Origin of the sequence: Streptomyces sp. NPDC050619 (assembly GCF_040654815.1) — a bacterium.
Taxonomy (GTDB): Bacteria; Actinomycetota; Actinomycetes; order Streptomycetales; family Streptomycetaceae; genus Streptomyces.
This window is the reverse complement of record NZ_JBFAIR010000016.1, coordinates 116,985-141,772: the sequence shown is the minus strand read 5'-3', so window position 1 is coordinate 141,772 and position 24,788 is coordinate 116,985. Positions and strand designations below refer to the sequence as shown.

Here is a 24,788-nt window from a genome sequence, read left to right as displayed (position 1 = left end):
CCGTGTCCCGAACAGCCGTGTCTCCCTGACACGCAGAGCCGCGGGAGGCGACATGCTCGGTCGGCCCAGCCGTCGATCCGTGCTCGCCGCGACAGCCGCCGTACCGCTGGCAGGAGCCGTGAGCGCCTGCAGCGGGTCATCTGACGGCCCGTCGCGCAGCACGGGCAAGACCACGCGCATCACTTTCTGGTCCGCGCTGCGCGGCAGCCAGGAAGTGGTCGACGCCTACAACAAGACCCACGACCGCATCCAGGTCGAGTTCCAGCAGATCCCCTCCGGAAGCAAGGGCGGCTACGCCAAGCTCAGCAACGCGGCCCGGGCCGGCAACGCCCCCGACGTCGCCACCCTCGAGTACCCGCAGGTACCCGGCTTCGCCATCGACGGCGTCGCCCGTGACATCACCGGCCTGGTCAGCGACACCCTGCGCCGCAAACTGCTGCCGCAGGCGCTCGGGTTGACCACCTTCGAAGGGCGCGTGTTCAGCGTCCCGCTCGACGTCGAGCCCATGGTCATGCACTACCGCACCGACCTGTTCGACCGCTTCGGCCTCCAAGTCCCTCGCACCTGGGAGGAGTTCGCCGAGCTGGCGCACACCGTGCGCCGCACGGCGCCCGGCCGGCGGCTGGTGCTGTTCCCCTCGGACGGGATGACCCAGTTCGCCGCGTACTCCTGGCAGGCGGGCGCGCGGTGGTTCGACACCGCCGGCGGCGCCTGGAACGTCTCCCTCGCCGACGCGCCGACCCGGCGCGTGGCCGCCTACTGGCAGCGGCTCATCGACCGCGACGACGTCTTCGTGAACGCCATCGAGAGCCGGCAGGCGGACGCGCAGATCGGCAACGGCCTGGTCCTCACCCGCCTCAGCGGTGCCTGGGACGCCGGCGCCCAGATGAACGCCCAGCCCGGGCAGAAGGGCCTGTGGCGCCTCGCGCCGCTGCCGCAGTGGGACGACGGCCGCCCGTACGTCGGCACGCACGGTGGTTCCACCTTCGCCGTCACCAAGGACTGCCGGTATCCCGAGGCCGCGATGGAGTTCATCGAGTGGCAGGTGTCCCATCCCGACGCCCTGCGCGCCCGGCTCTCCAGCGGCGCCAGCAGCCAGTACCCGGCGGCCCTGCCTCTCGTCGCCGTGGGACGCGCGGCGTTCGACCGCTCCTACTACGGCGGCCAGGACATCTACCAGCTCTTCCAGCAGGAGGCCGAGAGGATCCGCGACGGCTGGGTGTGGGGGCCGCGGATGTCCGCCACGCAGAAGGTCATGCAGGACAACTTCGCGCGCGCCGGCGCGGGCCAGGGCTCCCTCATCGGGTCCGTGCGCGCGGCGCAGGACGGGACCATGCCCGATCTCAAGGCCCTGGGCCTGTCCACCACCCAGCGCAGCACCTGAGCCGCCCCGAAAGGCAGGTGACACCCCCATGACCGCGACCACCCAGCATCCGGTGCCGGCCACCGCGCCGCCGCCCACCGCACAGGCCACCGGCCACCGCGCCCGCAAGGCGGCCCAGCGCCGCCGGCTCACCGCCTGCGGTGTGCTGATGACGCCCTTCTTCGCCCTGCTGGTCACCGTCTTCCTGATCCCCGTCGGCACCGCCGTCTACCTCAGCTTCTTCAGCGACGACCAGCCCGGCCTCGGCTTCGGCCCCGAACGCACCGTCTTCGTGGGCCTGCGCAGCTACGCCGCCGTCCTGACCGACCCGACGTTCCTCGGCGGGCTCGGCACCGTCGTCCTGTACTGCCTGATCTACATCCCGCTCATGGTCGCCCTGGCGCTCGCCCTGGCGCTGCTGCTGGACTCCGGTGTCGTACGGCTGCGCGCCTGGGCGCAGTTGGCGCTGTTCCTGCCGCACGCGGTGCCCGGCATCATCGCGGCGCTGATCTGGCTGTACCTCTACACACCCGGGATCAGCCCGGTCATCGACCTGTTCGCCCGCGGCGACATCACGATCGACTTCCTGGGCGTGCACACCGTCATCCCGTCCATCGTGAACATCGCCCTGTGGAGCAACCTCGGCTACAACATGGTGGTGTTCTACGCCGCCCTTCAGGCCGTGCCGCGTGAGGTGATCGAGGCGTCGGTCGTGGACGGCGCGGGGCCGGTGCGCACGGCGCTCCAGGTCAAGACGCCGCTGGTGCGGGCCTCGATCGTGATGGTCGCGATCTTCACGCTGATCTGGGCGTTGCAGCTGTTCACCGAGCCGATGCTGCTCAGCCAGTCCTCCCCGATGATCAACTCCCGGTTCTCGCCGAGCATGTACATCTACGACGCGGCGTTCACCCGCAACAACTACAGCCTGGCGGCGGCCGCCTCGGTCGTCCTGCTGCTCTGCACGATCGCCCTGTCCTACGGCGTGACCCGCTGGACCAGCCGCGCCGACGCCGAGGAGGCCCGATGAGCGCCACCGACAGCACCCTGATGCGACCCCGGCTGCTCGGCCGTACGACGGTCAACGCCGTCGTCCTCATCTCCGTCCTCTACACCCTGCTGCCCGTAGTGTGGCTGGTGCTCGCCGCCTCGAAGAACCGGGACGCGCTGTTCAACAGCGACCTGTTGTCCCTGAGCGACTTCTCCTTCGTGCGGAACCTGCGCGATCTGTTCGCGATGGACGGCGGCCTGTACGGGCGCTGGTACGTCAACAGCCTGCTGTACGCGGTCCTCGGGGCGGCGCTCGGCGCGCTGGTGAGCATCGCCTGCGGCTACGCCTTCGACAAGTACCGCTTCCGGCACAAGGAGAAGCTGTTCGGCCTGGTGCTCGCGGCGGTGATGGTGCCGCAGACCGTTCTCGCGCTGCCGCTGTACCTGATGGCTTCGGAGACCGGCCTGGTCAACACCTTCTGGTCGGTGTTCATCCCCGTCCTGTTCAACCCGTTCGGCGTCTACCTCGGCCGCATCTTCAGCCAGGGCTACGTCCCGGACGAGGTCCTGGAGGCGGCGCGGATCGACGGCGCGGGCGAACTGACCGCGTATGTCAGGGTGTCTCTGCGGATGCTCGGACCCGGGCTGGTCACCGTCTTCCTGTTCCAGCTCACCACGATCTGGAACAACTTCTTCCTGCCGATGGTGATGCTGTCCAACCAGGACCTGTATCCCGTCAGTCTCGGTCTGTACCAGTGGAACAGTCAGGCGTCCGTGTCGCCCGAGTACTATCCCGTGGTGATCATGGGCTCGCTGCTCGCCGTACTGCCGCTCATCCTGGCCTTCATGCTGCTCCAGCGCTTCTGGCGCGGCGGCCTGACCGCCGGAGCCGTCAAGTGACCTCACCGGGCCCCGGTTTCCGCCCCCGGGCCGCCGTCGCCATGGCCCAGGAGGCCGCCGCGGCCGTCCTCGACCCCGAGTCGCTCGACGCCTTCCGCAAGGTCTGCGACCTCGCCCCGCTCCCCGCGCTCGACGATCTGACCACACCGCGAGCCGGGGAGCTGCTCGCCGACATCGATGTGCTGATCACCGGCTGGGGCTGTCCGCCGCTGGACGCTTCGGTGCTGCGAGCGGCGCCGCGGCTGCGTGCCGTCGTGCACACGGCGGGCAGCGTGCGCGGTCATGTCACCGACGCCTGCTGGGAGCGCGGTATCGAGGTCTCCTCCGCCGCCGCGGCCAACGCCGTGCCGGTGGCCGAGTACACCCTCGCGATGATCCTGCTCGCCGGCAAGCACGTCCTGGAACGGGCCCGCGACTACCGCGCGTCCCAGCGGCGCCACGACTGGCTGGGCACCGCACAGGAAATCGGCAACTACCGCCGCCGCGTCGGCATTCTGTCGGCGTCGCTGGTCGGCCGCCGGGTCATCGAGTTGCTGCGCCCGCACGACATCGAGGTACTGCTGCACGACCCGTACGTCACCGACGCGGAGGCCGCCGAACTCGGCGTTCCGCGCGTCGAGTTGGCGGAGCTGTTCGCCCGCTGCGACATCCTCAGCGTGCACACCCCGCTGCTGCCCGCGACCCGCGGCCTGGTCAGCCGTGCCCTGATCGACTCGATGCCCGCCGGCGCCGTACTGATCAACACCGCGCGCGGTGCGGTCGTCGACCAGGAGGCGCTCACCGAGGCCGTCCTGGCGGGCCGTATCCGTGCCGTCCTGGACGTCACCGATCCCGAAGTGCTGCCGCCCGAGCACCCGTTGTGGCGTTGCGAGAACGCGCTCCTCACTCCCCATCTCGCCGGATCCGAGGGCAACGAGTGGCGCCGTCTGGCCGACCACGCGCTCGCCGAGACCGCGCGCTGGGCCTCCGGCGCCGGATTCCAGCATCCCGTACGACGCGAAAGGCTGGCCTTCCTGGCATGAGCATCCCGTTCGAACTGCCCGCGGACGACCGCGAGTCGAGCCCGTACACCGGCTACACCCGAGCCCACTGGGAAGCGGTGGCGGACGGGCTGCTGACGGCGGCCTGGCGCTGGAGCACCCCGGGCCGCGCCCTGCTCGACCTGCCCGGACCGCCCTCGCGTTCGGGTGTGCGCTCCGACGGACTGGAGGGCTACGCCCGGACGTTCCTGGCGGCCGCCTTCCGGGTGGCGGGCGCCGACGGGGACGATCCGCACGGCTGGCTCGACCGCTACGCGCAGGGGCTCGCCGCGGGCACCCGCACCCCCGGCCGCGACGACACCGAGTCCTGGCCCCTGATCCTCGGTCACGACGTGCAGGGCCAGCCCATGGTCGAGTCGGCGTCCGTCGCCCTCGGTCTGCGGCTGACGGCGCCCTGGCTGTGGAAGCACCTCGACGACGGTGTGCGGGACCGGGCCGAGGAATGGCTGCGCGGGTCGCTGCGGCACACGCCCGCACCGAACAACTGGTACCTCTTCCCCTTCATGGTGGCCGGGTTCCTGGAGTCCGTGGGCCGGGGCGACGCCGAGACGGCGGCGGCCCGGGAGCGCGCGCTGGAGCTCATGGAGACCTGGTACCGGGGCGACGGCTGGTACGCCGACGGCGACGGACGCGCCTTCGACCACTACAACGGCTGGGCCCTGCACCTGTATCCGGTGCTCGACGCCTACCTCGCCGGCGACACGGAACTCTCCGCCCGCTGCGGCCCCCGGCTGCGTGCTCATCTGGAGGGCTTCGCGCCGACGTTCGGCGGGGACGGGGCGCCGCTGCACTTCGGCCGGTCCCTGTCGTACCGGTTCGCCGCTTCGGCGGCCGTCGGTCTGGGCGCCGTAACCGGTGACACCCCGCTCTCCCCCGGCACCTCCCGGCGTCTGGCGAGCGGCAGCCTGCGCTACTTCCTCCAGCGCGGCGCGCTCACCGAGGACGGTCTGCTGAGTCTGGGCTGGCACGGCCCGCACGAGGCCACCCTTCAGTCGTACTCGGGCCCGGCGTCCCCCTACTGGGCGTCGAAGGCGTTCGTGTCGCTGCTGGCGCCCGCCGGCCATCCGCTGTGGACGGCACGGGAGGAGGCCGCGCCGGTCGAGGAGACCGACCGCGTGCTCGCCCTGCCGGCACCGGGCCTGCTCGTGCAGACGACCCGCGCCGACGGGGTCGTACGGCTGCACAACCACGGCAGTGACCATGTGCGCCCGCACGAAGGAGAGGCGCCCGAGGGCGACGATCCGCACTACGGGCGCCAGGCGTACTCGACCCGGACCGGGCCGACCGCGGCCGGGAACGTCGCGGACAACCACCTGGGCGTGGAGGTGGACGGGCGACGCAGCGTGCGGCGGCGGATCCATCCCCTCGGCGCGGGGCGGGGCGACGGCTGGGGGTGGGCGGCGTCGTGGCACCGGCCCGTCTTCGTCGCCGGGCCGCCGATGGTGCCGGGGCTGCGGGTGGAGAGCGTGACGGTGGCGCACGGGCGGTACGAGCTGCGGGTGCACCGGGTGGTCGGAGCACCGGCCGACTGCCGTGTCACCCAGACCGGCTGGGCCACCGGACCCGACGAGGGCCTGGTCTCGGCGTTGCACGGTCTGCACGGCTGGGGCGGGGCGGCCGAGACGGTCCGGGCTCCGCAGGGCACCGCGTTCACCCGGTGGGCGCAGGTGCCCCGGCTCGTCGGCCGGGCCGAGGGCACCTCCGTACACGTCTGTCTGGCGACGTTGACCGCCGAGCCGGCGCCGACGGCACTGGAGCACGTCATCACCGCTGTCGCGGTCGACGGCGCTGACGTCGAGGTCACCTGGGCCGAGGGCGGCACGCGCACGCGGATCTCGTTCGAGCCGCTGAACGTGACGCACGAGCCGCAGTAGGCGCGGACAGCCGGCCCCGACCGCCTGTCCTGTGCGGTCGGGGCCGTCGGGCGGTCAGGAGGTCGTGCAGGGGCCCAGGACGGGGGCCGCGGTGCTGCCGTTCTTCATGACGGTGAAGCCGAAGCTCGTGGAGGCTCCGGCCGCCAGGCTGCCGTTGCCGTTCGGCTTCATGGTCATGACGTTGCCGCCGCTGTCCCAGCTGGGCGTGCCGTTCCAGGTCGAGGAGACCTTCTGCGGGGAGTTCACGGTGACGGTCGTGGTCCAGGTGCTGATCGCGGAACTGCCCGCGGTGACGGTCACCTTGCCGTTGAAGCGGTCGCTCCACTCCTCCTGCTTGCTGTAGGAGACCGTGCAGGCGCCCGTGCCACCGCCGCCGCCCGAACTGGTTCCGCCCAGCGCCGTGAGGACGGCTGTGTAGGCGGGCTTCTTGTTGTAGTTGCCGTCGAACAGCAGGGGGGTTCCACTGGCGCGCCAGGAGTACTTGTCGGTGACGCCCCAGACGGTGATGCCGGTGCAGCGCGAGACGGCCAGGCAGGCGTTGACCACGTTGGTGTAGCTGGTGGCCTGGGACGTGCCGGAGCCTTCGATGTCCAGCTCGGTGATCTGTACGTCGACTCCGAGGTCGGCGAAGCGCTGGAGGTTGGCCCGGTAGTCGCCGGGCACCGGTGAGGCGCTGTTGAAGTGGGACTGGAAGCCCACGCAGTCGATCGGCACGCCGCGCGCCTTGAAGTCCTTGACCATGTTGTAGACGGCATTGCTCTTCGCGTTGACGCCGTCGGTGTTGTAGTCGTTGTAGCAGAGCTTGGCGGCCGGGTCGGCGGCGCGTGCGGTGCGGAACGCCTCCTCGATGAAGCCGTTGCCGAGCTTGTCCTGGAAGGGCGAGCTGCGCCGGGCGCCGCTGCTGCCGTCCTGGAAGGCCTCGTTGACGACGTCCCACGAGTGGATCTTGCCCTTGTAGTGCTGCATCACCTGGTTGATGTGGTTGTTCATCGCCGATCTCAGGTCGGCGGTGCCCAAACCGCCGACCCAGCTGGGCAGTTGGGAGTGCCACACCAGGGTGTGGCCGCGGACCTTCATGCCCTTGCCCTGCGCGCGGCTCACGATCTGGTCGGCGGCACCGAAGGTGAACGAGTTGCGGGTGCGCTCGACGGCGTCCCACTTCATCTCGTTCTCGGGCGTGACCGAGCTGAACTCGGTGTCGAGCGTGGAGGCGTACGCGGCTTCGCCCAGGTGGTTGGCGGCGACGGCGGTGCCGAAGTAACGACCCTTGCCGGCCGCCGCGGAGCCCAGGGTGCTCGCGGCTTCCGCCGTCCCGGAGAGGGCCGCGACGCCGGTGGCGGTGAGCAGGCCGGCCAGGACGAGGGTGCCGATGGACGTGCGGGTGACCATCTCATCCCCTTTCTGCTGATTGTTGGGGCCATGACAGTTCGAAACTTTCGATCCTTCCTCCGAAGGGTGCGGGAACCTTACGGCTGGCCCTTCGCACCGTCAACGCCTCGCGCACGGCTCACTCACAGTTGCCTCATGGAGGCTGTCCGGGCGACGACATTCGGCCCCCGGATCGAAAGTTTCGCCAGCGCCACCCTTGTCACGCCCGGACGAACGCTTGTCCCGCAGCACTCACCTCAGGCAAACGCGACACCGATTCCCCCGGCCCGCTGCCATATTTCGAGGGCGACTTCGGAGGTGGCTGTGACGACAGAGGCGACAACATCCGAGGCAAGCCGGACCGCGCCGTGTGTGCCCGACGGCACCGCCGGACGCGTCGCCGACCTGGAACGCCGCCGGGCGCGGGCGGTGGCCCCGGGCGGGCCGAGAAGACGTGGCGAGTTCGGCGCCCGGGAGCGGATCGAACGCCTGCTGGACGCGGGCTCCTTCACCGAGACGGGCCTGTTCGTCCGGGCCCGGTCGTCCGCCGGGGACGGGACCCACCGCCCCTACGGGGACGGGGTGGTCACCGGACACGGGACGGTCGACGGCCGCCCGGTCTGTGTGTTCGCGCAGGACTCCACCGTCTTCGGCGGCAGCATGGGCGAGGCCTTCGGCGAGAAGACCGTCGCCCTCATGGACCTGGCGCTCAAGACCGGCTGCCCGGTCATCGGCCTCAACGACTCCGGCGGCGCCCGCATCCAGGAAGGCGTCGCCTCGCTCGCCCTCTACGCCGAACTGGTGCGCCGCAATGTGCAGGCGTCCGGGGTCATCCCGCAGATCTCGGTCGTCCTGGGGCCGTGTGCCGGAGGGGCCGCCTATTCGCCGGCCATCACCGACTTCACGGTGATGGTGGACGGCGCCTCGCACATGTTCGTCACCGGACCCGACGTCATCGAGACGGTCACCGGCGAACGCACCACCGCCGAGGAACTGGGCGGCGCCCACACCAGCAACGCCGTCAACGGCAACGCCCACTTCCTCGCCGCCGACGAGGAGGACGCCCTCGACACCGTACGGGAGCTGCTGTCGTACCTGCCCGCCAACAACCTCGAACGGCCCCCGGAGTACGCACCCGCTCCCCCGCCCGCCGGGGAGCCGCTCGACGAGGTGGTCCCCGACCGGCTCGGGCAGGCCTACGACATGTGCGAGATCCTGCGGTCGGTCGTCGACGACGGTGAACTGCTCCAGGTGCAGGAGCTGTTCGCGCCCAACATCGTCTGCGCGCTGGCGCGGGTGGAGGGCCGCTCGGTCGGCGTGGTCGCCAATCAGCCGCTGCACGCCGCCGGTGTCCTCGACATCGACGCCTCGGAGAAGGCCGCGCGCTTCGTGCGGTTCTGCGACGCGTTCGGCATCCCGCTGCTCACCTTCGCCGACGTCCCGGGCTACCTCTCCGGTGTCCGCCAGGAGCACGGCGGCATCATCCGGCGCGGCGCCAAACTCCTGTACGCCTACGCCGAGGCGACCGTCCCCAAGGTCACCGTGGTGGTGCGCAAGGCGTACGGCGGCGGATACGCGGTGATGGGCTCCAAGCATCTGGGCGCCGACGTCAACCTCGCCTGGCCCACCGCCCGCATCGCCGTCATGGGCGCCGAGGGCGCGGTGGGTCTCCTGCACCGGCGCGAACTCGCCGCCGCCGCCGATCCCGAGGCGCTGCGCGCCCGCCTCGTCGCCGCGTACGAGAGCACCCACGGCACGCCCTATCTCGCCGCGGAACGCGGTTACGTCGACGACGTCATCGCCCCGCGCGAGACCCGCGCCCGCGTCTGCCTCGCCCTGCGCGCGCTGCACGGCAAGCGGGCGCCGATGCCGCAGCGCCGGCACGGCAACATCCCGCTCTGACCGCACTGACCGCACTGATCGCTGTGACCACTGTGACCGCTGTGAGCCCTCCCCTTGCGTGTGATCCCTCGATGTGAGGAGCCACCCCCTGATGAACCACCTCCCCCCGCTCGCGCCCGCGTACCGGACCCTGCCTCAGTACGTGCGGCACTGGGCCGAAACCACCCCGGACCGCCGGGCGTTCACCTTCGTCGACCACCCCGCCCCGCACTCGCGCGGCGTCCACCGCACCCTGACCTGGCGGCGCCTGGACGTGCGGGTGCGGGCACTCGCCGCCCGGCTCGCCGAGGAGACCGAGCCCGGGACGCGGGTCGCGCTGCTGTGTCCGCAGGGCATCGAGTACGTCACCGGGTTCCTGGCCACGCTGGCCGCCGGCCTGGTCGCCGTACCGCTGTACCCGCCGGGGCTGCCCGGGCACGCCGACCGGCTCGCGGGGGTGCTGGCCGACGCGGCTCCCGAGATCGTCGTGACCACGGGCCGCGCCCGGGCGGACGTGCGGGACTTCTGCGACGGGCCGGGTGTCCGGGTGATCGCCGCGGACGACGTTCCCGACTCCGCCGGCGACCAGTTCCAGCCGGTTCCGTCGGACGCCGGGGCGACCGCCTATCTGCAGTACACCTCCGGTTCGACCCGGGCTCCGGCGGGCGTGGAGATCACGCACGGCAATGTGGTCGCCAACGCCCGGCAGGCGCTGACCGCGTACGGTGCCGACGCGCATCCGGTGACCTGTGTGGGCTGGTTGCCGCTCTATCACGACATGGGGCTCGTGCTGAGCGTCGCCGCGCCTGTCGTCCGCGGGCTGCTGTCGGTGCTCATGGACCCGGCCGCGTTCCTGCACGAGCCCGTGCGCTGGCTCCGGCTGCTCGCCGGGCATCCGCGGGCGGTCAGTGCCGCGCCCAACTTCGCCTACGACTACTGCGCGTCCGCCGTCACCGCCGAGCAGAGGGCGGATCTACGGCTGGACGACGTCGCCGCGCTGATCAACGGCAGCGAGCCGGTGCGTCCCGGTACGGCCGACCGGTTTCATGCCGCCTTCGCGTCGCAGGGGCTCGCGCCGGACACGCACTGCCCCTCCTACGGGCTCGCCGAGGCCACCGTCTTCGTCAGTGCCGCGCGTCCGCAGGAGCCGTTACGCCGGTTCGCCCTCGACCGGGACGCGCTCGCCGCCGGAAAGGCCCTGCCCGCGCGCCCGGACGATCCCAGAGCTGTCCTGCTCGCCGGCTGCGGCACCCCGGCGGGCCAGCGGCTGCGCGTCACCGACCCCATCACCCATGCCGAGCTGTCCGAGGGAGAGGTCGGGGAGATCCGGGTGCAGGGGCCGAACGTCGGCCGCGGTTACTGGAAACGGGACGGGGACACCCGTGAGGTCTTCGGCGCCGGGCCGGGCGCATGGCTGCGTACCGGCGATCTGGGGACGCTGCTGGACGGGCAGTTGGTCGTCACCGGCCGGCTGAAGGACCTCATCATCGTCGACGGACGCAATCACTATCCGCAGGACGTCGAGGCCACGGCCCAGGACGCGCATCCGGCCGTGCGCCGCGACCGGCTCGCCGCCTTCGCCGTGCCCGGGACGACCGGTGAGCGGGTCGTGGTCGTGGCCGAGCACACGCGGACCACGAGCCTGGCCGGGATCGACGTACCGGCGTTGGAGAGCGCGGTGCGCGGGGCCGTCTCCGCCCGGCACGGGCTGCGGCTCGCCGATGTCGTCCTCGTGCCGCCGGGGACCGTGCCCCGCACCTCCAGCGGCAAGGTGTCCCGGGCGCTGACCAGGGCGCGCTATCTGGAAGGCGCGTACGCGCGGTCCGTCGCGGCGTCGGGGGCCGCGGAATGAAGGCCGTCGGCGAGGCCGCGCTGCGTCGTCTGATCGCCGAGCGGGTGGCCGCCTGGAGCGAGACGGCTGTCGAGGCCGCCCCGATGGACCGGCCGCTCGCGGACCTCGGCATGTCCTCGCGGGACGCGGTCGCCCTGGCCGGTGAACTCTCCCGGGCCCTGGGCCGCGAACTGCCCGCCACCCTGCTGTGGGAGGCACCCACCGGCGAGGCCCTGGTGGCGCGCCTGTGCGACGGGAGGGAGGAGGAGATCGCTGCCCTCCCGGCGAGCCGGCCAGGCACCGAGACGTCGTCCGCCGAGCCGATCGCGGTCATCGGCGTCGGCTGCCGGCTGCCCGGCGGGGTGCACGGCCCCGCCGACTACTGGCGGCTGTTGACCGAGGGCGTCGACGCCGTCCGGCGGGTTCCCGAGGACCGGTGGCGGGACTTCACCGCGTTCCCGCCTCCCGACGCGCCCCGCTACGGCGGCTACCTGGACGATGTCGCCGGGTTCGACGCGGACTTCTTCCACATCACCCCGCGCGAGGCCGCGGTGATGGATCCCCAGCAGCGGCTCCTCCTGGAGGTCGTCCAGGAGACGCTCGACCACGCCGCCGTCCCGGCCGCCTCCCTCGCGGGCACCGCCACCGGCGTCTTCGTCGGCATCTCCGCGCCGGAGTACGGGCAGTTGACCGGCGCCGATCCGGCCGCCGTCGATCCCTGGGCCCCGGCCGGCGCGGCCCTCAGCGTGGCCGCGGGCCGGCTCGCGTACGTCCTCGATACCCACGGGCCGAGCATGGCCGTCGACACCGCCTGCTCCTCCTCGCTGGTCGCCGTGCACCACGCCTGCGTCAGCCTGCGCACGGGCGAGAGCGACACGGCGATCGCCGCCGGGGTCAACCTGCTGCTCTCCCCCACCGTCGGCGTGGCGTTCGGGCGGGCGGGGGCGCTGGCGCCGGACGGACGGTGCAAGCCGTTCTCGGCGGCGGCCGACGGCATCGGCCGGGGCGAGGGGTGCGCGGCCGTGCTCCTGAAACGGCTGTCCGACGCCGAGCGCGACGGCGACCGCGTCCTGGCGGTCGTCCGGGCCACCGCCGTCAACTCCGACGGCCGTTCGGGCGGCCTCATGGCACCCAACCCCGCCGCCCAGCAGGCCGTGCTGAGAACGGCCTACGCACGGGCCGGGCTCGCTCCGGCGGGCATCGACCACGTCGAGGCACACGGGACCGGCACTCCGCTCGGCGACCCGATCGAGGCGGGCGCGCTGGGCGCGGTGCTCGGCGCCTGCCGTGACCCCGACCAGCCGCTGCTGCTCGGCTCCGTCAAGGGCAACCTCGGCCATCTGGAGTCCGCCGCGGGCATCGCCGGCCTGGTCAAGATGGTGCTCGCCCTCCATCACGACCGCGTCCCGCCCTCCCTGCACTGCGCCGACAGCAGCGTCGGGGGCGACGTACGGCTGCGGGTGGTGACCGAGCCCGAGCCGTGGCCCCGCTACGGCGGCACGGCCACCGCCGGGGTCTCCGGCTTCGGTTTCGGCGGCACCAACGCCCATGCGGTACTGGAGGAATGGCGGCCCGGGACGCCAGTACCACTCGTGCCCGAGACGGGCGAGGAACCCGCCGCCCTTCTGTATCCGCTCTCCGACGTCGACGCCGAACGCGTCCGCGACACGGCAGCCCGGCTCGCCGCCTGGCTGCGCACGCCCGAAGGGAGCGCGGCGCGTCCGGCCGACGTGGCCCGCACGCTGGCCGGGCGCACCGGTCGCGGGCCCGTGCGCGCCGCCGTCACGGCTCGCGACCGGGCCGAACTCACGGACGCGCTGGGCGCGTTGGCGCAGCGGCACCCACATGGCCGGGTCGTCACGGGCGAGCGTGATCTCGTCGGGCACGGGCCGGTGTGGGTCTTTTCCGGGTACGGCAGCCAGTGGGCCGGCATGGGACGGCGGCTGCTGGCCGAGGAGCCCGCCTTCGCCGCCGCCGTGGAGAAACTCGATCCGCAGCTGGCCGCGGAGTGCGGGCTGTCCCTGTACGACCACCTCGCGTCCGGCGACGGCCTCGATTCCCTCGTGGTCGCCCAGCCCGTCCTGTTCGGCCTCCAGGTGGCGCTCGCCGAGCTGTGGCGCTCCCGCGGCGTCGAACCCGCCGCCGTGATCGGCCACTCCATGGGTGAGGTGGCCGCCGCCGTGTGCGCGGGCGCCCTGGACGTCCCGGACGCGGCCCGGATCATCGCCGTACGGGCCCGGCTGCTCAGCGGGCTGAGCGGCGGCGCGATGGCCGTCGTCGACCTGGACGACGCCGAACTGGACGCGCTGCGAGAGGACTTCCCCGGCGTGCACGTCGCCGTCCACTCCTCGCCCCGCCAGAAGGTCGTCACCGGCGAGGAGGCGGAGGTGAACCGGCTCGTACGGCGACTGGAGGCACAGGGCGCGGCCGTCCGGGCCATGCGGGTGGTCGGCGCCGGGCACTCGCCGCAGGTCGACGCGCTGCTGCCGGCCCTGACCGAGTCGTTGACCGGCCTTCGGGGGCGGCGGCCACGCGTGCCCGTCTACTCCACGGTCCTGGACGATCCGCGCGGCGACTGCGTGTTCGACGCGGAGCACTGGGCCGCCAACCTGCGGCGGCCCGTGCGCCTGGACCGGGCCATCGCCGCCGCGGCGGCCGACGGCCACACCGCCTTCGTCGAGATCTCCCCCCACCCCGTCCTGACGCGGGCCGTCGTCGACACCGTCCCGGACGCCCTGGTCGTCGGCACGCTGCGCCGCGACGCGGACGACTCGGCCGCGTTCGTCCAACAGCTCGGCGCGTTGTACGCCGGGGGCTTGCGTCTGCCCCTGCCGTCCGGGCGGGTCGTCGATCTGCCCGCGCCGCGCTGGCGGCACGTGCGGCACTGGTGGACGGACCGGGCGTCGGCACCGAAGCCTCCCGCTGCCCCCACCACGGAGCGGCTCGCGACCGAGCCCGACTCCGTGACGGCCCGCCTCGGCCACCACATCGGCGCCGTCACCGGGCATCCGCCCGCCCGCATCACGCCGGCCACGGCGTGGGCGGATCTCGGTCTGGACTCGCTCATGGCCGTCCGCATCCGCACCGCCGTGGAGCGCGAGTTCGGGATCGAGCTGCCGCTGCGCGACCTGCTCGGCGCCGCCACGGTCGCCGCGGCGGCCGAGCTCATCCAACAGGCACAGGCGACGAGCGAGCCCTTGCGGATCCTGAAAGGCACCGGTTCCCGGCCGCCCTTCTTCCTGTTCCATGCCGCCGGCGGCTCGACCGACGTCTACCGGACACTCGCCGAACGGCTCGGGGACGACCGGCCGGTGTACGGACTCGAGCGGATGGAAGAAGCGCGCACGGTGGCTCAGAAGGCACGCCGCTGCGCCGAGGCCATCGCCGCCGCTCATCCCGACGGGCCCTGCCTGCTGGGCGGTTGGTCCTTCGGCGGCTTCCTCGCCCAGGAGACCGCACGGCAACTGACCGCCGCCGGGCGGGCCGTGGACCTGGTGGTGCTCATCGACTCCGTACGGCCCCTCCCCCAGCCCGGCCGCACCCGGGCCGACCGGATCCGCGCCCACCTCGCGGGCTTCGCCCGGTACGTCGCCGACACCTACGGCACCCGGCCGGTGCTGCCGTACGACGATCTCGTCGCGACGGACGACGACGGCGAGCGCGTCGACGCCGTGCTGCGGGCGGTGCGCGAGGTCGCCGACGTGCCGTCCGCCGCGCTGGAGCACCAGCGGGCCTCCTATCTGGACCTGAGGGTCGGCGAGGCCCACCGGCCGGGACCCTACGAGGGCCGGGTGGTCCTGTACCGGGCCTGCGAGCCCGCACCGCACACCGTGCGCGACCCCGCGTACGAGCGGGACGACGAGGCGCTGGGCTGGGACGAGGTGTGCCCGGGCCTGGAGGTCGTGCCGGTGGCCGGGCACCATCTGTCGCTGCTCGACCCGCCGTACGTCGACGAGATCGCCGTACACCTGCGTCGGGTGCTCGCCGAGCCGAGCCGCTGAACCGGAACGCCGAGCCGGAACCGAGGAGCTGTCATGTCCCACCGCACCACCCAAATACCCTCACTCACCGCCGAGTTGTCCCGGCGTACCGTCGCCAGGGCGGCGGCCGTCGCCGGTCTGACCGTCCTGTTCGGAGCCGGGGCCGGCGTCGGCCGGGCCCGGGCCGCGACCCGGCTCGGGCCGCGCACCCTGGACGTGTCCGTGCCCTCCCGCGCGCTGGGCCGCGGTGCGCCGGTCCGGCTGATCCTGCCCTCGGGGTTCGACACCCGGCCGGGACGCACCTATCCCGTCCTGTATCTGCTGCACGGCGCCCACGACGACTACACGTCCTGGACCCGGGAGACGGACATCGAGGCCTTCACCGAGGGCCGCGACCTGATCGTGGCGATGCCGGACGCGGGCCCCACCGGGATTCCGACCGCCTGGCGCGACGGTGGCGACTACGAGACCTTCCAGCTGGACGAGGTGCCCGCGCTGCTCGGCCGCGACTACCGGGCCTCCGGGGTGCGGGTCGTCGCCGGGGTCTCCACCGGCGGCTACGGGGCCATGGCGCACGCGGCCCGGCGCCCCGGCACGTTCAGCGCCGCGGCCTCCTACAGCGGCATCCTCGACACCACCGCCCCCGGCGTACCGGCCATCGTGGACGCCATCGTGGCCCGCGAGAACCTGTCGCCCGGCTCCCTCTGGGGCCATCCGCTCCTCAACCTCCTCACCTGGCGCGACTTCAACCCGCGCGCCCGCGCCGAAGGGCTGCGCGGCACGGCCCTGTACGTCTCGGGCGGCAGCGGGCTGGTCGGCGGCAGCGGTGATCCGCTGCCCGAGGCGCTGGAGAGCGCGCTGTGGCCCTCCGCCCACCGGTTCACCGACGCGCTCGCGCGCCTGGACATCCCGGTGGCCACGCACTTCTATACGGGAGGAGGACACAGCTGGGCATATTGGAAGCGGGAGTTCGCCACGTCGTGGCCGATGCTCGCCTGTGCGCTCGGGCTGCCCGAGTGATGTCGGAGCCGGCGGGGCACGGAACGGAGCGCAGGGACCGTCCGTCCAACACAGGACGTCCCACTCGCCCCACGGGAAACACCCCGCGGGTGAGCCGCTTGTGGGTGAAAGGAGTGTCCGCGATGGCTTCCCCCGCCCCGCACGGCGTGCCGGCCGGCCCCGGCGCCGCACCGGTACCGCCCGACCTGGCCAAGCTGCTGCGCGACCAGTTGGAGACGGTCTCCGACGAGGTGGAGCAGGAGGTCCGCCGCCAGGTGCCCGAGTACGCCCGGCCGGCCGACGGAACCTACGGCCAGAACCTCAGAGCCGGGGTCGTACAGGCGCTGACCCTGTTCGTCGACCACATCGCCGACCCGCGCGGCCGGGGCGAGACGATCGCGGCGACCTACTACGAACTCGGGCGCGGCGAGGCCCTGGAGGGCCGCAGTCTGGACGCGCTCCAGTCCGCGCTGCGCATCGGCGGGCTGCACGCCTGGCGGCTGATGGGCCGTACGGCGGAGGAACTCGGGCTGGACTCCACGGTCGTGGCGGCGCTGGGCGAGCTCGCGTTCCGGACCGTGCACGAGGTCGCGGAGGCGGCGGCGGCCGGTTACGCGGAGGCCCGGCCGGGCAGCACGGACGAGCTGGAACGGCGTCGCAGGCGGCTGCTCGATCTGCTGCTGGGCGAGAGACCGGCGTCCCTGGAGGCCGTGCACGATCTGGCGCACGGCGCCCGCTGGTCGGTGCCGCGGCAGGTCGCCGTCGTCGCGCTCGCGGCCGGACCGGACCACCGCGAGGAGGACCGGCCGCTGGCCACCGCCGGCGCCCTGGTGGACATGGAGTCCCGGCCGCCGCGCATGCTGGTGCCCGATCCGGACGGCTCCGGCCGGTTCGGCGGCCGGGCCTTCGCCCTCGCGCTGCGCGGCCGGCCGGCCGCGATCGGCCCGACGGTCCCGCTCACCGAGGCGGCGCGCTCGCTGCACTGGGCCGCCCGGGCCCTGGGGCTGATGGGCCGCGGGATCCTCCCCCGGCAGGGCGTGGTGCGCTGCGCCGACCACCTCTCCACGCTGCTGCTGCACAGCGACGAGCCGCTGCTCGCCCACTTACAGGCACGCGTCCTCGCTCCCCTCGACACGGTCTCGGCGGGGCAGCGCCCACGGCTCGCCGAGACGCTGCTGGCCTGGCTGCTCAGCGGCAGCAACGTCCCCGATGTCGCCGCCCGGCTGCATGTCCACCCGCAGACGGTGCGCTACCGGCTCCGGCAGCTGGAGAAGCTCTTCGGCGAGGCCCTGCACGAGCCGGACACCCGGCTGGACCTCGTGCTGGCGTTGCGCGCCGAGGCATTGCGGGAGCAGGCGCCGGACAGCCGATGAAATTGCTCCCGAGAACGATGCTCAAGCGCGCAACGATGCTCACGCGAGCACAAAAAGCCGCGGCAATTCCATAATCCGCTGCATAACACTTCGACGGAGAAGCGAATACGTTCGGGCCGTTCCCTTTCGCAGGCGCATCACGCGCCCCGCACGCGGAGGATTCCCCATGCGTATCCGCTTGTGCCTCGCCGCGCTCTCCTTGGCCGGCGGGGCCGGACTGGCGACCGTTTCGTCCCCCACGGCAACAGCCGCTCCCTGTACCGACATCGAGGTCGTCTCGGCCCGCGGCACCTTGGAGCCGGGCACGCTCGGCTTCATCGTCGGCGACCCGGTGTATTCCGCACTGCGGCAGAAAATCACCGGCAAAACCCTGTCCAGCTACCGTGTGGACTATCCGGCGAACCTTTCCCTGACCTCGGCCGCGCAGGGCAACAGGGATCTCGTCAACCATGTCACGAGCCAGGCGGCCTCGTGCCCGAACCAGCGTTTCATTCTGGTGGGCTATTCGCAGGGCGCGAACGTCGTCGACAACTCGATCGGCATCAGCAGCGCGGGCGCGGTGGTCGGCAGCCCCATCGTCGCCACCCTCCCCGCCGGCGTCGAACCGAAGGTCGCCGCCCTGCTGCTGTTCGGCAACCCGATCCGGGCACTCGGCAAGAGCGTCACCGGCACCTACCAGAGCCGCACCCTCGACATCTGCGCGGCGGGCGACCCCCTCTGCGAGAACGGAGGAGGTGACACGGGGGCCCACCTCAGCTACCGCGACAACGCCGACGAGGCGGCCACGTTCGCCGCCGGCAAGGTCTGATCGCGCGATTCGAGCCGCACAGCACAGTGGGCCCGGGAGGATCTCCTGCCGGGCCCACGCTCGTGGCGTGTGTGTGTGGGGGGGTTATTCGGGGGTCCGCGCGAAGCGCGCGAGGTTGGTGGAGACGGGCTCGGGCAGCCCGTTGTTCTGTACGGGCGCCGCGGTCAGTACGTCGAGGTGCTGGTAGCCGTCGGCGACCACGGGGTGCAGATCGGAAGGGATACGGCCCGCCAGCAGTCCGTCGCCCGCGAGCACGGTGAGCGTCGGGTTGGCCGTGAGCCCCTGCGGATGGACGACGAGCCGCTTCACCTGGGGTGAGGTGGCCAGCTGGATGTCGGTGACCAGCTTGGTCGGGAAGTACTGCTCCGTGAAGTCCAGCGGCTGCTCGGCCAGACTGCGGGCCAGCTCCTGGAGGCCGGTGACCTCCTTGCCGGCCGATGTGAACGGCGTACCGTCGGCCGAGCGGTACCCGGGGTCGTCCGGGTCGCCGACACGGTCGTAATCGCGCCAGGTGTAGAGCGGACCGTGCGGCCTGTCGGGGATGGCCTTGTAGGCGGTGCCGAACAGACCCGGCTGCTGATCGCCGCCGTTGGCGACGGGGAAGCCCTTGTCGACGACCGGTCCGCCGTCGAAGAAGCCCACGCTGCTCTGGAGGAACGCGAGCGGTACGGAGTTGTCGTCCATCAGCGCGCCCAGCACCGCCGCGTTGGTGAGCCGGAAGTCCTTCACCGCGGGTTTGCCGGTGAGGAACGTGGCGGTGTCCTCGGAGAACAGGAAACGGTTGGTGGCGTCGATGTTGACGTTGGCGGGCAGGTAGCTCGGCAGGTCGGCCTCGCCGCCGGGGTCCCGGGCCGCGCCCAGGCCGGCGATGGCGAGCAGGGTCATGGTCTCGGGGTTGAGCAGCACCGGCGCGGACAGGGAGCGGGGCAGCAGCCCGCTGTCGAGCCCGGCCTGCACCACGCCGTGACCGAGGCCGATGTCGGGCAGGTTGGTGTCGTCCGGGATGCTGCCGCTGAGGTCGGCCAGCGAGGTGGAGACGGTGGTGTCGAGGGCGAAGTAGCCGGCGCACTGGTTGTGGCCGGCGTCGGCGGTGGTGGCGGGGTTGCCGTCGAAGTCGGCCGTCGCGAAGTACCCGGTGACCACACCGCCCAGCGAGTGCCCGCCGCACAGCACCTTCCGCTCGCGCAGGCCCTGGTCGGGCAGTTCGGCGGCGAGCAGGTCGTACTGGTCGCGGACGGTCTGCTCGATGCCGAGCTTCGCCATCCAGCCCAGCCGCTCGTTGCCGACGTATCCGTCGAAGGTGCGACCGTCGACCCGCTTGCCGCGGTAGTAGTAGTCGACGGCCGTGTGCTGGTCGCCGGAGGCGATGCCCGTGCGGTCCTCCAGGCAGTTGGAGCGCCGGTCCAGGGCCCAGAACTCGATGTGGCTGCCCTGTTCGGCGGCCCGTGCCACGGTGTTGCGGGCGACGCTGTCGAACGCTCCGGCCCCCTCCAGGATGCCCGGCTGGGCGACGAGGATCCGGTCGGCGTCGGCCGACGCGACGGGCCCGTCCGAGGCGCGGTAGCGCAGATACGACAGCCAGTCGCACGCCGCCGGCCGCGCCCCGAAGGACGCCGGCAACGGCACCTTCACCCGCACCACCGACTCGCTCACCCCGTCGGCCGGGGCCGTCGAGGGCACGGGTGTCTCGGTCCGGGCGCCCTGTGCCTGTGCGTGCGGGGCGGCGCCCGTGAGCGCCCCCGCGGTCAGCAGCACCGCCAGCGCGGCGCTTCGCCACGTTCTTTCTCTGCTGCGACTCGTGTTCATAGCCGGACGGTAGGGCGGCGGCTCTCGTCCGCTCAGGCGGTACTCACAGGAACTCAGCGCTCTTGAACGCCTTTGTCACCGGACCACACACAAAGAGGCGGGAGTCCCGTGATTTCCCCGGGGCTCCCGCTCAGAATTCCTCGTTTGTCAGGGCTTTCGTTGGGGCTTTCGCTTGGGCCTTCGTCAAGGCTTGAACGTGTCCTTCCCCTTCTCCTTCGCCTGACGTGCGTCACCCTTCGCCTTCTCGGCGCGGCCCTCGGCCGTCATGCGCTCATTCCCCATCGTGCGGCCGGCCGCCTCTTTGCCCTTGCCCTTGACCTGGTCCTTCTTCGCCTTCGCCTTCTCGTCTCGGGCCACCTTGATCACTCCAAGCCGCGTTGGACTTCGGTGTCACCCACCAGGTAGCCGTCCGGGTCATTCCCAAACACGAGCATGGCCGGCCACCACCTAGCAGCGGGGTTGCGGGCGCCGGGCGCGGGTCGTCAGCGTCCGGTGCGCCGGATCCGCCACACGTTGTCGTCGCGGAAGCCCTCGATCCCCTCGGGGGAGACGCTCGGCTTGCGCACCGTGTCCAGGGTCTCCACGCTCCAGCCCCCGTCCGGCAGCGCGAGTGCCGCCAGCGTGCCCGCCAAGGTGGGGAACTCCACGTCGAAGGGCGGTTCGTCCTGCCACGACGGCCATCCGGCGTGCATGACGAGCAGGAACGTGCCGCCCGGCGCCACGGCCGCGGCGGCCCGCCGCAGGACCCCCTCCTGGTCCATGGGCACCGGAGACTGCAGGAACTGGGCACTGACCAGGTCGAAGGCCCCCTCCGGAAACGTCACGCCCAACTCGTGCCGCTCCCACCCGATGCGGTCGCCCACTCCGGCCTCGGCAGCGTGGACGGCGGCTCGCTCCAGGGCCGTGTGCGAGATGTCGACGCCCGTGACCCGCCAGCCGCGCGAGGCCAGCCACACCGCGTCCGCCCCCTCACCGCACCCCAGATCCAGCGCGCTGCCCGGTTCGAGGCCGCTCACCTCGCGCACGAGCAGCGGATTGGGGCGGCCGCTCCAGATACGGTCGACCCCCTGATAGCGGGCCTCCCAGAACTCGGCGGCGCGCGTCGGGTGAATATGGGTCATGGCTCCTCCTGGACGGGACACGGCTGGTCGTCACAAGGAAGCCTCCGTCGCGACAGGCGGGCGGACAACCGAAGTTGCCGGTACGGCAATTCGGTACGGCAGCCCGGTGCGGCACCGGGGAGGGGCCGCACCTCCAGCGGGCTACTGGTGTTCCGTGCGTCGTACGGCCGACTCCACCTCCGTCTGGACCTCCGGCCGCGACCGGCCCCGCTCCTTCGCGTACTGCGCCAGCGCGGACTGGACATCGCGATCGAGGTCGCGCCAGGCGCGCAACGCGGTTTCGTAGGTGGCGGTCTGCTGCTTGGTCCACTCGTGTTCGGTGGGCGGCCCGTACGCGTGGCGCAGCTCGTCGACCTGCTGGTGTGCCTGGTCCGCCGCACGCTGCTTCTCCACGAGCTCTTCGAATGCGTGTGGCATGTGATCAGCCATGGGCGAGCTTCCGCAGCTTCTCCAGGCCACCGTTGAACTTGTTGTGGTCGCCGACGGTCGGTCCGGACGAGGTGTACTGCCACATGGTGTAGGAGCTCCAGCCGGCCGGGAGCGGGCCCACGGTGGAGGCGTATCGGGCGATCCACAGCGGGTTGGCGGTGGCGAAGCCGGCGTAGTCGCCGGTGCATTGGGTCCACCAGTTGGTGGCGGTGTAGATCACGGCGTCCCGGCCGGTGCGGGCCTTGTACTGGTTGAGGAAGTCGCGGATCCAGGTGACCATCGCGCTCTGCGACTTGCCGTAGCAGGCGGCGCCGTACGGGTTCCACTCGATGTCCAGCACGCCGGGCAGCGTCTTGCCGTCCTTGGACCAGCCGCCGCCGTGGTCGACGAAGTAGTTGGCCTGGGTGGCGCCGCTGGTGGTGTCCGGGGTGGCGAAGTGGTAGGCACCGCGGATCATGCCCACGTCGTACGAGCCGTTGTACTGCTGCGCGTAGTAGGGATTCCTGTAGTACGTGCCTTCGGTTGCTTTGGCGTAGGCCCAGCGGACACCGCTGCTCCACAGCGTGGACCAGGCGACGTTGCCCTGATAGCTGGCGACGTCGACGCCCTCGGTCTGGACGGCGCGGGTCTCGACGGGGAGGCCGTTTCGACCGTCGTGGGACACGACGCCCATGCCCATGTGGGCGAAGCCGCGGGCTGGGGTGGGCGCGGCGTCCGAAGGGGCGGAGGCGGCGGCCACGGTGAGGTGGACGGGGAACGTGGCGAGCAGTGTGCTCGCCACCAGCAGGCTGAAGCGGCGGAGCGCCGCGGTGAGGGATATGCGCACGGAATCCATCTGACCCGTAGCCGCGCGTACGTGCATCGGCCATGATCCGTAGGAGTGAACGCCCTCATGTGAGCGGCTGTGTCGCGGCAGGACCCGCCCGGCAGGGTTCTGCCGGGCGGGTCCTGTGCTGTGCCGTGCGCGGACGGTCTTACACGGAGGTGCGCCGGGTACGCCGGAACAGTACGAATCCGCAGATCAGGAGAATCGCTCCGGCCGCGGCCGGCCACAGCGTCGTCCCGGTGTCGGCGAGGTCGCCCTCGACCGCCTGCGGTTCGGTCTGCGCGCCGGCCGGAGGCCGCGCCACGGCAGCGGGTGACGTGATGTCGGAAGTGTCCGCCGCGTTGTCGTCCTGGCCGGACGCCTGGTTCGCGGGCGAGGCGGCGGCCGCGCTCCGGGCGGGCGTGGGGGTCGTGTAGACCTCGGGATCGTCGTTGTCGTTCGCGGGAGCGGTGGGCTTGCCGCCGCCTGCCGGCACCGCGGTCGGCGTGCCGATCGAGGGCTTCTCGGTCCGGCCGGCTCCGGAACCGGTGCCGGCTCCGGTTCCGGAGCCGCAGGGCCTCACCTCGCCGTCGTTGCCGCCACCCGCGCCCGCTCCGCACGTGCGGCCGTCGTTGATGCAGTCGGCCATCTCCCGCATCAGTTCGTCGTCGAAGACGTTGATGAAGTCGCCGTGGTCGGTGACCGGCTTGTGCAGCTGCTCGGGGAAGGAGTCCACGGCGAACAGCGGGGTCGTCCGGCCGCCGTCCTGAAGGCTCGGCGCGTCGACGTCGTAGACGATGCGCTGCACCAGCTGCGGAATGGCCTCGAAGCCGGCCGGGCACGCGCCGTCGGCCTGGGCGAACGCCACATGAGTACGGTGATTGGCGCTGTCGATGTCGCGTCCGTCCCAGCAGCTCTGGAACTTGAAGGTACGCACCACGTCGCTGCCCCGCGGACACAGCGGGTACTTGTCCTTCAACTGCCGGTCCTCGAACCCGGTGCAGCTCCAGGACGCGTTGGCGTTGGCGGTTCCGTTGACGAACGCCTTGGCGTCACCGGTGATGATCCGCAGGAACCGCGGCATGGCCGTGACCTTGCCGCGCGGGTTGCCCACGAACGTGAGGGTGACCTGCTTGGGCGTGACGATTTCACCGGCGTTGCCCTCGGTGCCGCCGCCGGGAGCGTCGGCGTCCTGCTCCTGGGTGCCGTTCTGCAACCGCAACACGGGCCAGTAGTACGTGGACTTGTCTTCCTGGTCCACGCAACTCGTCTCGCCGTTCGCCAGATCGTCGTCGCTCGTGAAGGCGTCGTTGGCCTGGTTGCCGACGTAGTCGTGGAAGTGGTGGGCTCCGTTGGAGACGCCCGGGGCGACGATCACGTTGTCCGAGTTGAACAGGCCCTCGGCGTTCACTCCGCAGCTGGTGACGAAGGTGCCGCGCGACCCGCCCTTTCGGGGGCTCGGGCTGTCCGCGGCGGGCTGGACGGTGGTGATGTCGGCGTAGTCGGCGGCGACGGGCCCGTTGCCGGCCTGACCGCCGTTGCCCTGCGGCCCGCCGGCCTGGTCCTGGCCGTCGCCTTGTTGCTGGTCCTGGCCGCCCTGGGGGGCGTCGGTCTCGTCCTGGGCGGTCGACGCGTCGGTCCGTGGGGCGGATTCGCGCAGCGTGCAGGCCGCGAGGGAATCGAGCCCCGCCGGGCGGTCCCCGACCCGGTCGATGGCGGCGGCGATGCGCTCGATCGTCGCCGTCCGGTCCTCCTTCAGCGGGTTCATGATCTCGCCGTCGGCGCCGTCGCGCTGCGCGGCCTTCGCGGGGTCCTGGAGTTGCTGGTAGGCCACGGCTATCTGCTGGTCGAGGAGCGCGAGTTCCTTGTCGACGTCCGCCCTGGCCTGGTCCGGCACCGTGGTCAACTCGGCGCCGACGTCAGGGCAGTCGACCGTCGTGGCGCTCAGGGTCCCGGCGCTCGACTGCTGATCCGCCCCGTCGCCCGAGCCGCCTTCGGTGGCCGACGCGTACACGTTGGCCGCGACCAGCCCTCCACCCCCGAGCATCAGTGCTACGGCGGCAAAGGTCGCACGTCGTGGGCCAGTTGGGAGTCTGCGCCTGTTGCGTCTCACGGATGCACTCCCGCGCGTCTGGTCCGTTCGGGCATGGAAATCCCCCTGTCCCATACGGAGGCGAGACCTCGCGTGTTCAAACAGACTCGGAATTTCACAGAAGCCTCGTA

General features: G+C 72.0%; 18 protein-coding genes. 11 read left to right on the top strand and 7 right to left on the bottom strand.

The genetic code is table 11. From position 1 onward, the window contains the following. Window positions 1–52 precede the first annotated feature (52 nt). Genes AB0I77_RS25995 through AB0I77_RS25975 form a run of 5 tightly spaced genes read left to right on the top strand, consistent with a single transcriptional unit; the run spans window position 53 to window position 6,164 of the window. Window positions 53–1,384 carry an extracellular solute-binding protein gene (locus AB0I77_RS25995; protein WP_363285084.1) on the top strand — a complete coding sequence of 444 codons (1,332 nt, stop codon included), beginning with the start codon at window positions 53–55 and terminating at the stop codon, window positions 1,382–1,384. A gap of 28 nt (window positions 1,385–1,412) precedes the next feature. Continuing rightward, window positions 1,413–2,390, top strand: a complete 978-nt coding sequence (locus AB0I77_RS25990; RefSeq protein ID WP_363285083.1) for a sugar ABC transporter permease — start codon at window positions 1,413–1,415, stop codon at window positions 2,388–2,390. Further along, window positions 2,387–3,250 (top strand): carbohydrate ABC transporter permease, encoded by an 864-nt coding sequence (locus tag AB0I77_RS25985; RefSeq protein ID WP_363285082.1) that lies wholly within the window; start codon window positions 2,387–2,389, stop codon window positions 3,248–3,250. The genes AB0I77_RS25990 and AB0I77_RS25985 overlap by 4 nt, the downstream gene beginning before the upstream one ends. Before the next feature lie 41 nt (window positions 3,251–3,291). Beyond that, window positions 3,292–4,272, top strand: a complete 981-nt coding sequence (locus tag AB0I77_RS25980) for a hydroxyacid dehydrogenase (RefSeq protein WP_363285182.1) — start codon at window positions 3,292–3,294, stop codon at window positions 4,270–4,272. Further along, on the top strand, window positions 4,269–6,164 hold the full coding sequence (locus AB0I77_RS25975) for a DUF2264 domain-containing protein (protein ID WP_363285081.1): 1,896 nt from the start codon (window positions 4,269–4,271) through the stop codon (window positions 6,162–6,164). Before AB0I77_RS25980 ends, AB0I77_RS25975 begins: the two co-directional genes overlap by 4 nt. 54 nt (window positions 6,165–6,218) lie before the next feature. On the opposite strand, the gene AB0I77_RS25970 is transcribed toward AB0I77_RS25975, so the two are convergent. Beyond that, window positions 6,219–7,553, bottom strand: a complete 1,335-nt coding sequence (locus tag AB0I77_RS25970) for an endo-1,4-beta-xylanase (RefSeq protein ID WP_363285080.1) — start codon at window positions 7,551–7,553, stop codon at window positions 6,219–6,221. Between the two features lie 351 nt (window positions 7,554–7,904). On the opposite strand from AB0I77_RS25970, the gene AB0I77_RS25965 reads away from it, so the two are divergent. From AB0I77_RS25965 to AB0I77_RS25940, 6 genes are all read left to right on the top strand, one after another. Next, window positions 7,905–9,434, top strand: coding sequence for an acyl-CoA carboxylase subunit beta (locus tag AB0I77_RS25965; RefSeq protein ID WP_363285079.1), 1,530 nt, complete (start codon window positions 7,905–7,907; stop codon window positions 9,432–9,434). A gap of 88 nt (window positions 9,435–9,522) precedes the next feature. Then, window positions 9,523–11,265, top strand: a complete 1,743-nt coding sequence (locus AB0I77_RS25960; protein ID WP_363285181.1) for a fatty acyl-AMP ligase — start codon at window positions 9,523–9,525, stop codon at window positions 11,263–11,265. Continuing rightward, window positions 11,262–15,245, top strand: a complete 3,984-nt coding sequence (locus tag AB0I77_RS25955; RefSeq protein WP_363285078.1) for a type I polyketide synthase — start codon at window positions 11,262–11,264, stop codon at window positions 15,243–15,245. Before AB0I77_RS25960 ends, AB0I77_RS25955 begins: the two co-directional genes overlap by 4 nt. A 33-nt stretch (window positions 15,246–15,278) precedes the next feature. Further along, window positions 15,279–16,244 (top strand): alpha/beta hydrolase-fold protein, encoded by a 966-nt coding sequence (locus tag AB0I77_RS25950; RefSeq protein WP_363285077.1) that lies wholly within the window; start codon window positions 15,279–15,281, stop codon window positions 16,242–16,244. 122 nt (window positions 16,245–16,366) lie between these two features. Then, on the top strand, window positions 16,367–17,596 hold the full coding sequence (locus AB0I77_RS25945) for a helix-turn-helix domain-containing protein (protein WP_363285076.1): 1,230 nt from the start codon (window positions 16,367–16,369) through the stop codon (window positions 17,594–17,596). A 166-nt stretch (window positions 17,597–17,762) separates the two neighbouring features. Next, on the top strand, window positions 17,763–18,404 hold the full coding sequence (locus AB0I77_RS25940; RefSeq protein ID WP_363285075.1) for a cutinase family protein: 642 nt from the start codon (window positions 17,763–17,765) through the stop codon (window positions 18,402–18,404). An 84-nt stretch (window positions 18,405–18,488) separates the two neighbouring features. Here the strand turns inward: AB0I77_RS25940 and AB0I77_RS25935 are convergent, their stop codons facing one another. The 6 genes from AB0I77_RS25935 to AB0I77_RS25910 form a co-directional block, all read right to left on the bottom strand. Then, complete coding sequence (locus tag AB0I77_RS25935; RefSeq protein WP_363285074.1) at window positions 18,489–20,210, bottom strand: hypothetical protein; 1,722 nt, start codon at window positions 20,208–20,210, stop codon at window positions 18,489–18,491. Between the two features lie 183 nt (window positions 20,211–20,393). After that, window positions 20,394–20,567 carry a CsbD family protein gene (locus tag AB0I77_RS25930; protein ID WP_363285073.1) on the bottom strand — a complete coding sequence of 58 codons (174 nt, stop codon included), beginning with the start codon at window positions 20,565–20,567 and terminating at the stop codon, window positions 20,394–20,396. A 125-nt stretch (window positions 20,568–20,692) separates the two neighbouring features. Continuing rightward, entirely contained in the window at window positions 20,693–21,331 is a 639-nt protein-coding gene (locus tag AB0I77_RS25925; RefSeq protein ID WP_363285072.1) for a class I SAM-dependent methyltransferase, read from the bottom strand. Between the two features lie 141 nt (window positions 21,332–21,472). After that, window positions 21,473–21,748, bottom strand: coding sequence for a hypothetical protein (locus AB0I77_RS25920; protein WP_363285070.1), 276 nt, complete (start codon window positions 21,746–21,748; stop codon window positions 21,473–21,475). Window positions 21,749–21,752: 4 nt separating this feature from the next. Then, window positions 21,753–22,595 carry a lysozyme gene (locus AB0I77_RS25915; RefSeq protein WP_363285069.1) on the bottom strand — a complete coding sequence of 281 codons (843 nt, stop codon included), beginning with the start codon at window positions 22,593–22,595 and terminating at the stop codon, window positions 21,753–21,755. A gap of 139 nt (window positions 22,596–22,734) precedes the next feature. Beyond that, window positions 22,735–24,612 (bottom strand): DUF1996 domain-containing protein, encoded by a 1,878-nt coding sequence (locus AB0I77_RS25910; RefSeq protein WP_363285068.1) that lies wholly within the window; start codon window positions 24,610–24,612, stop codon window positions 22,735–22,737. Between the last annotated feature and the right edge of the window lie 176 nt (window positions 24,613–24,788).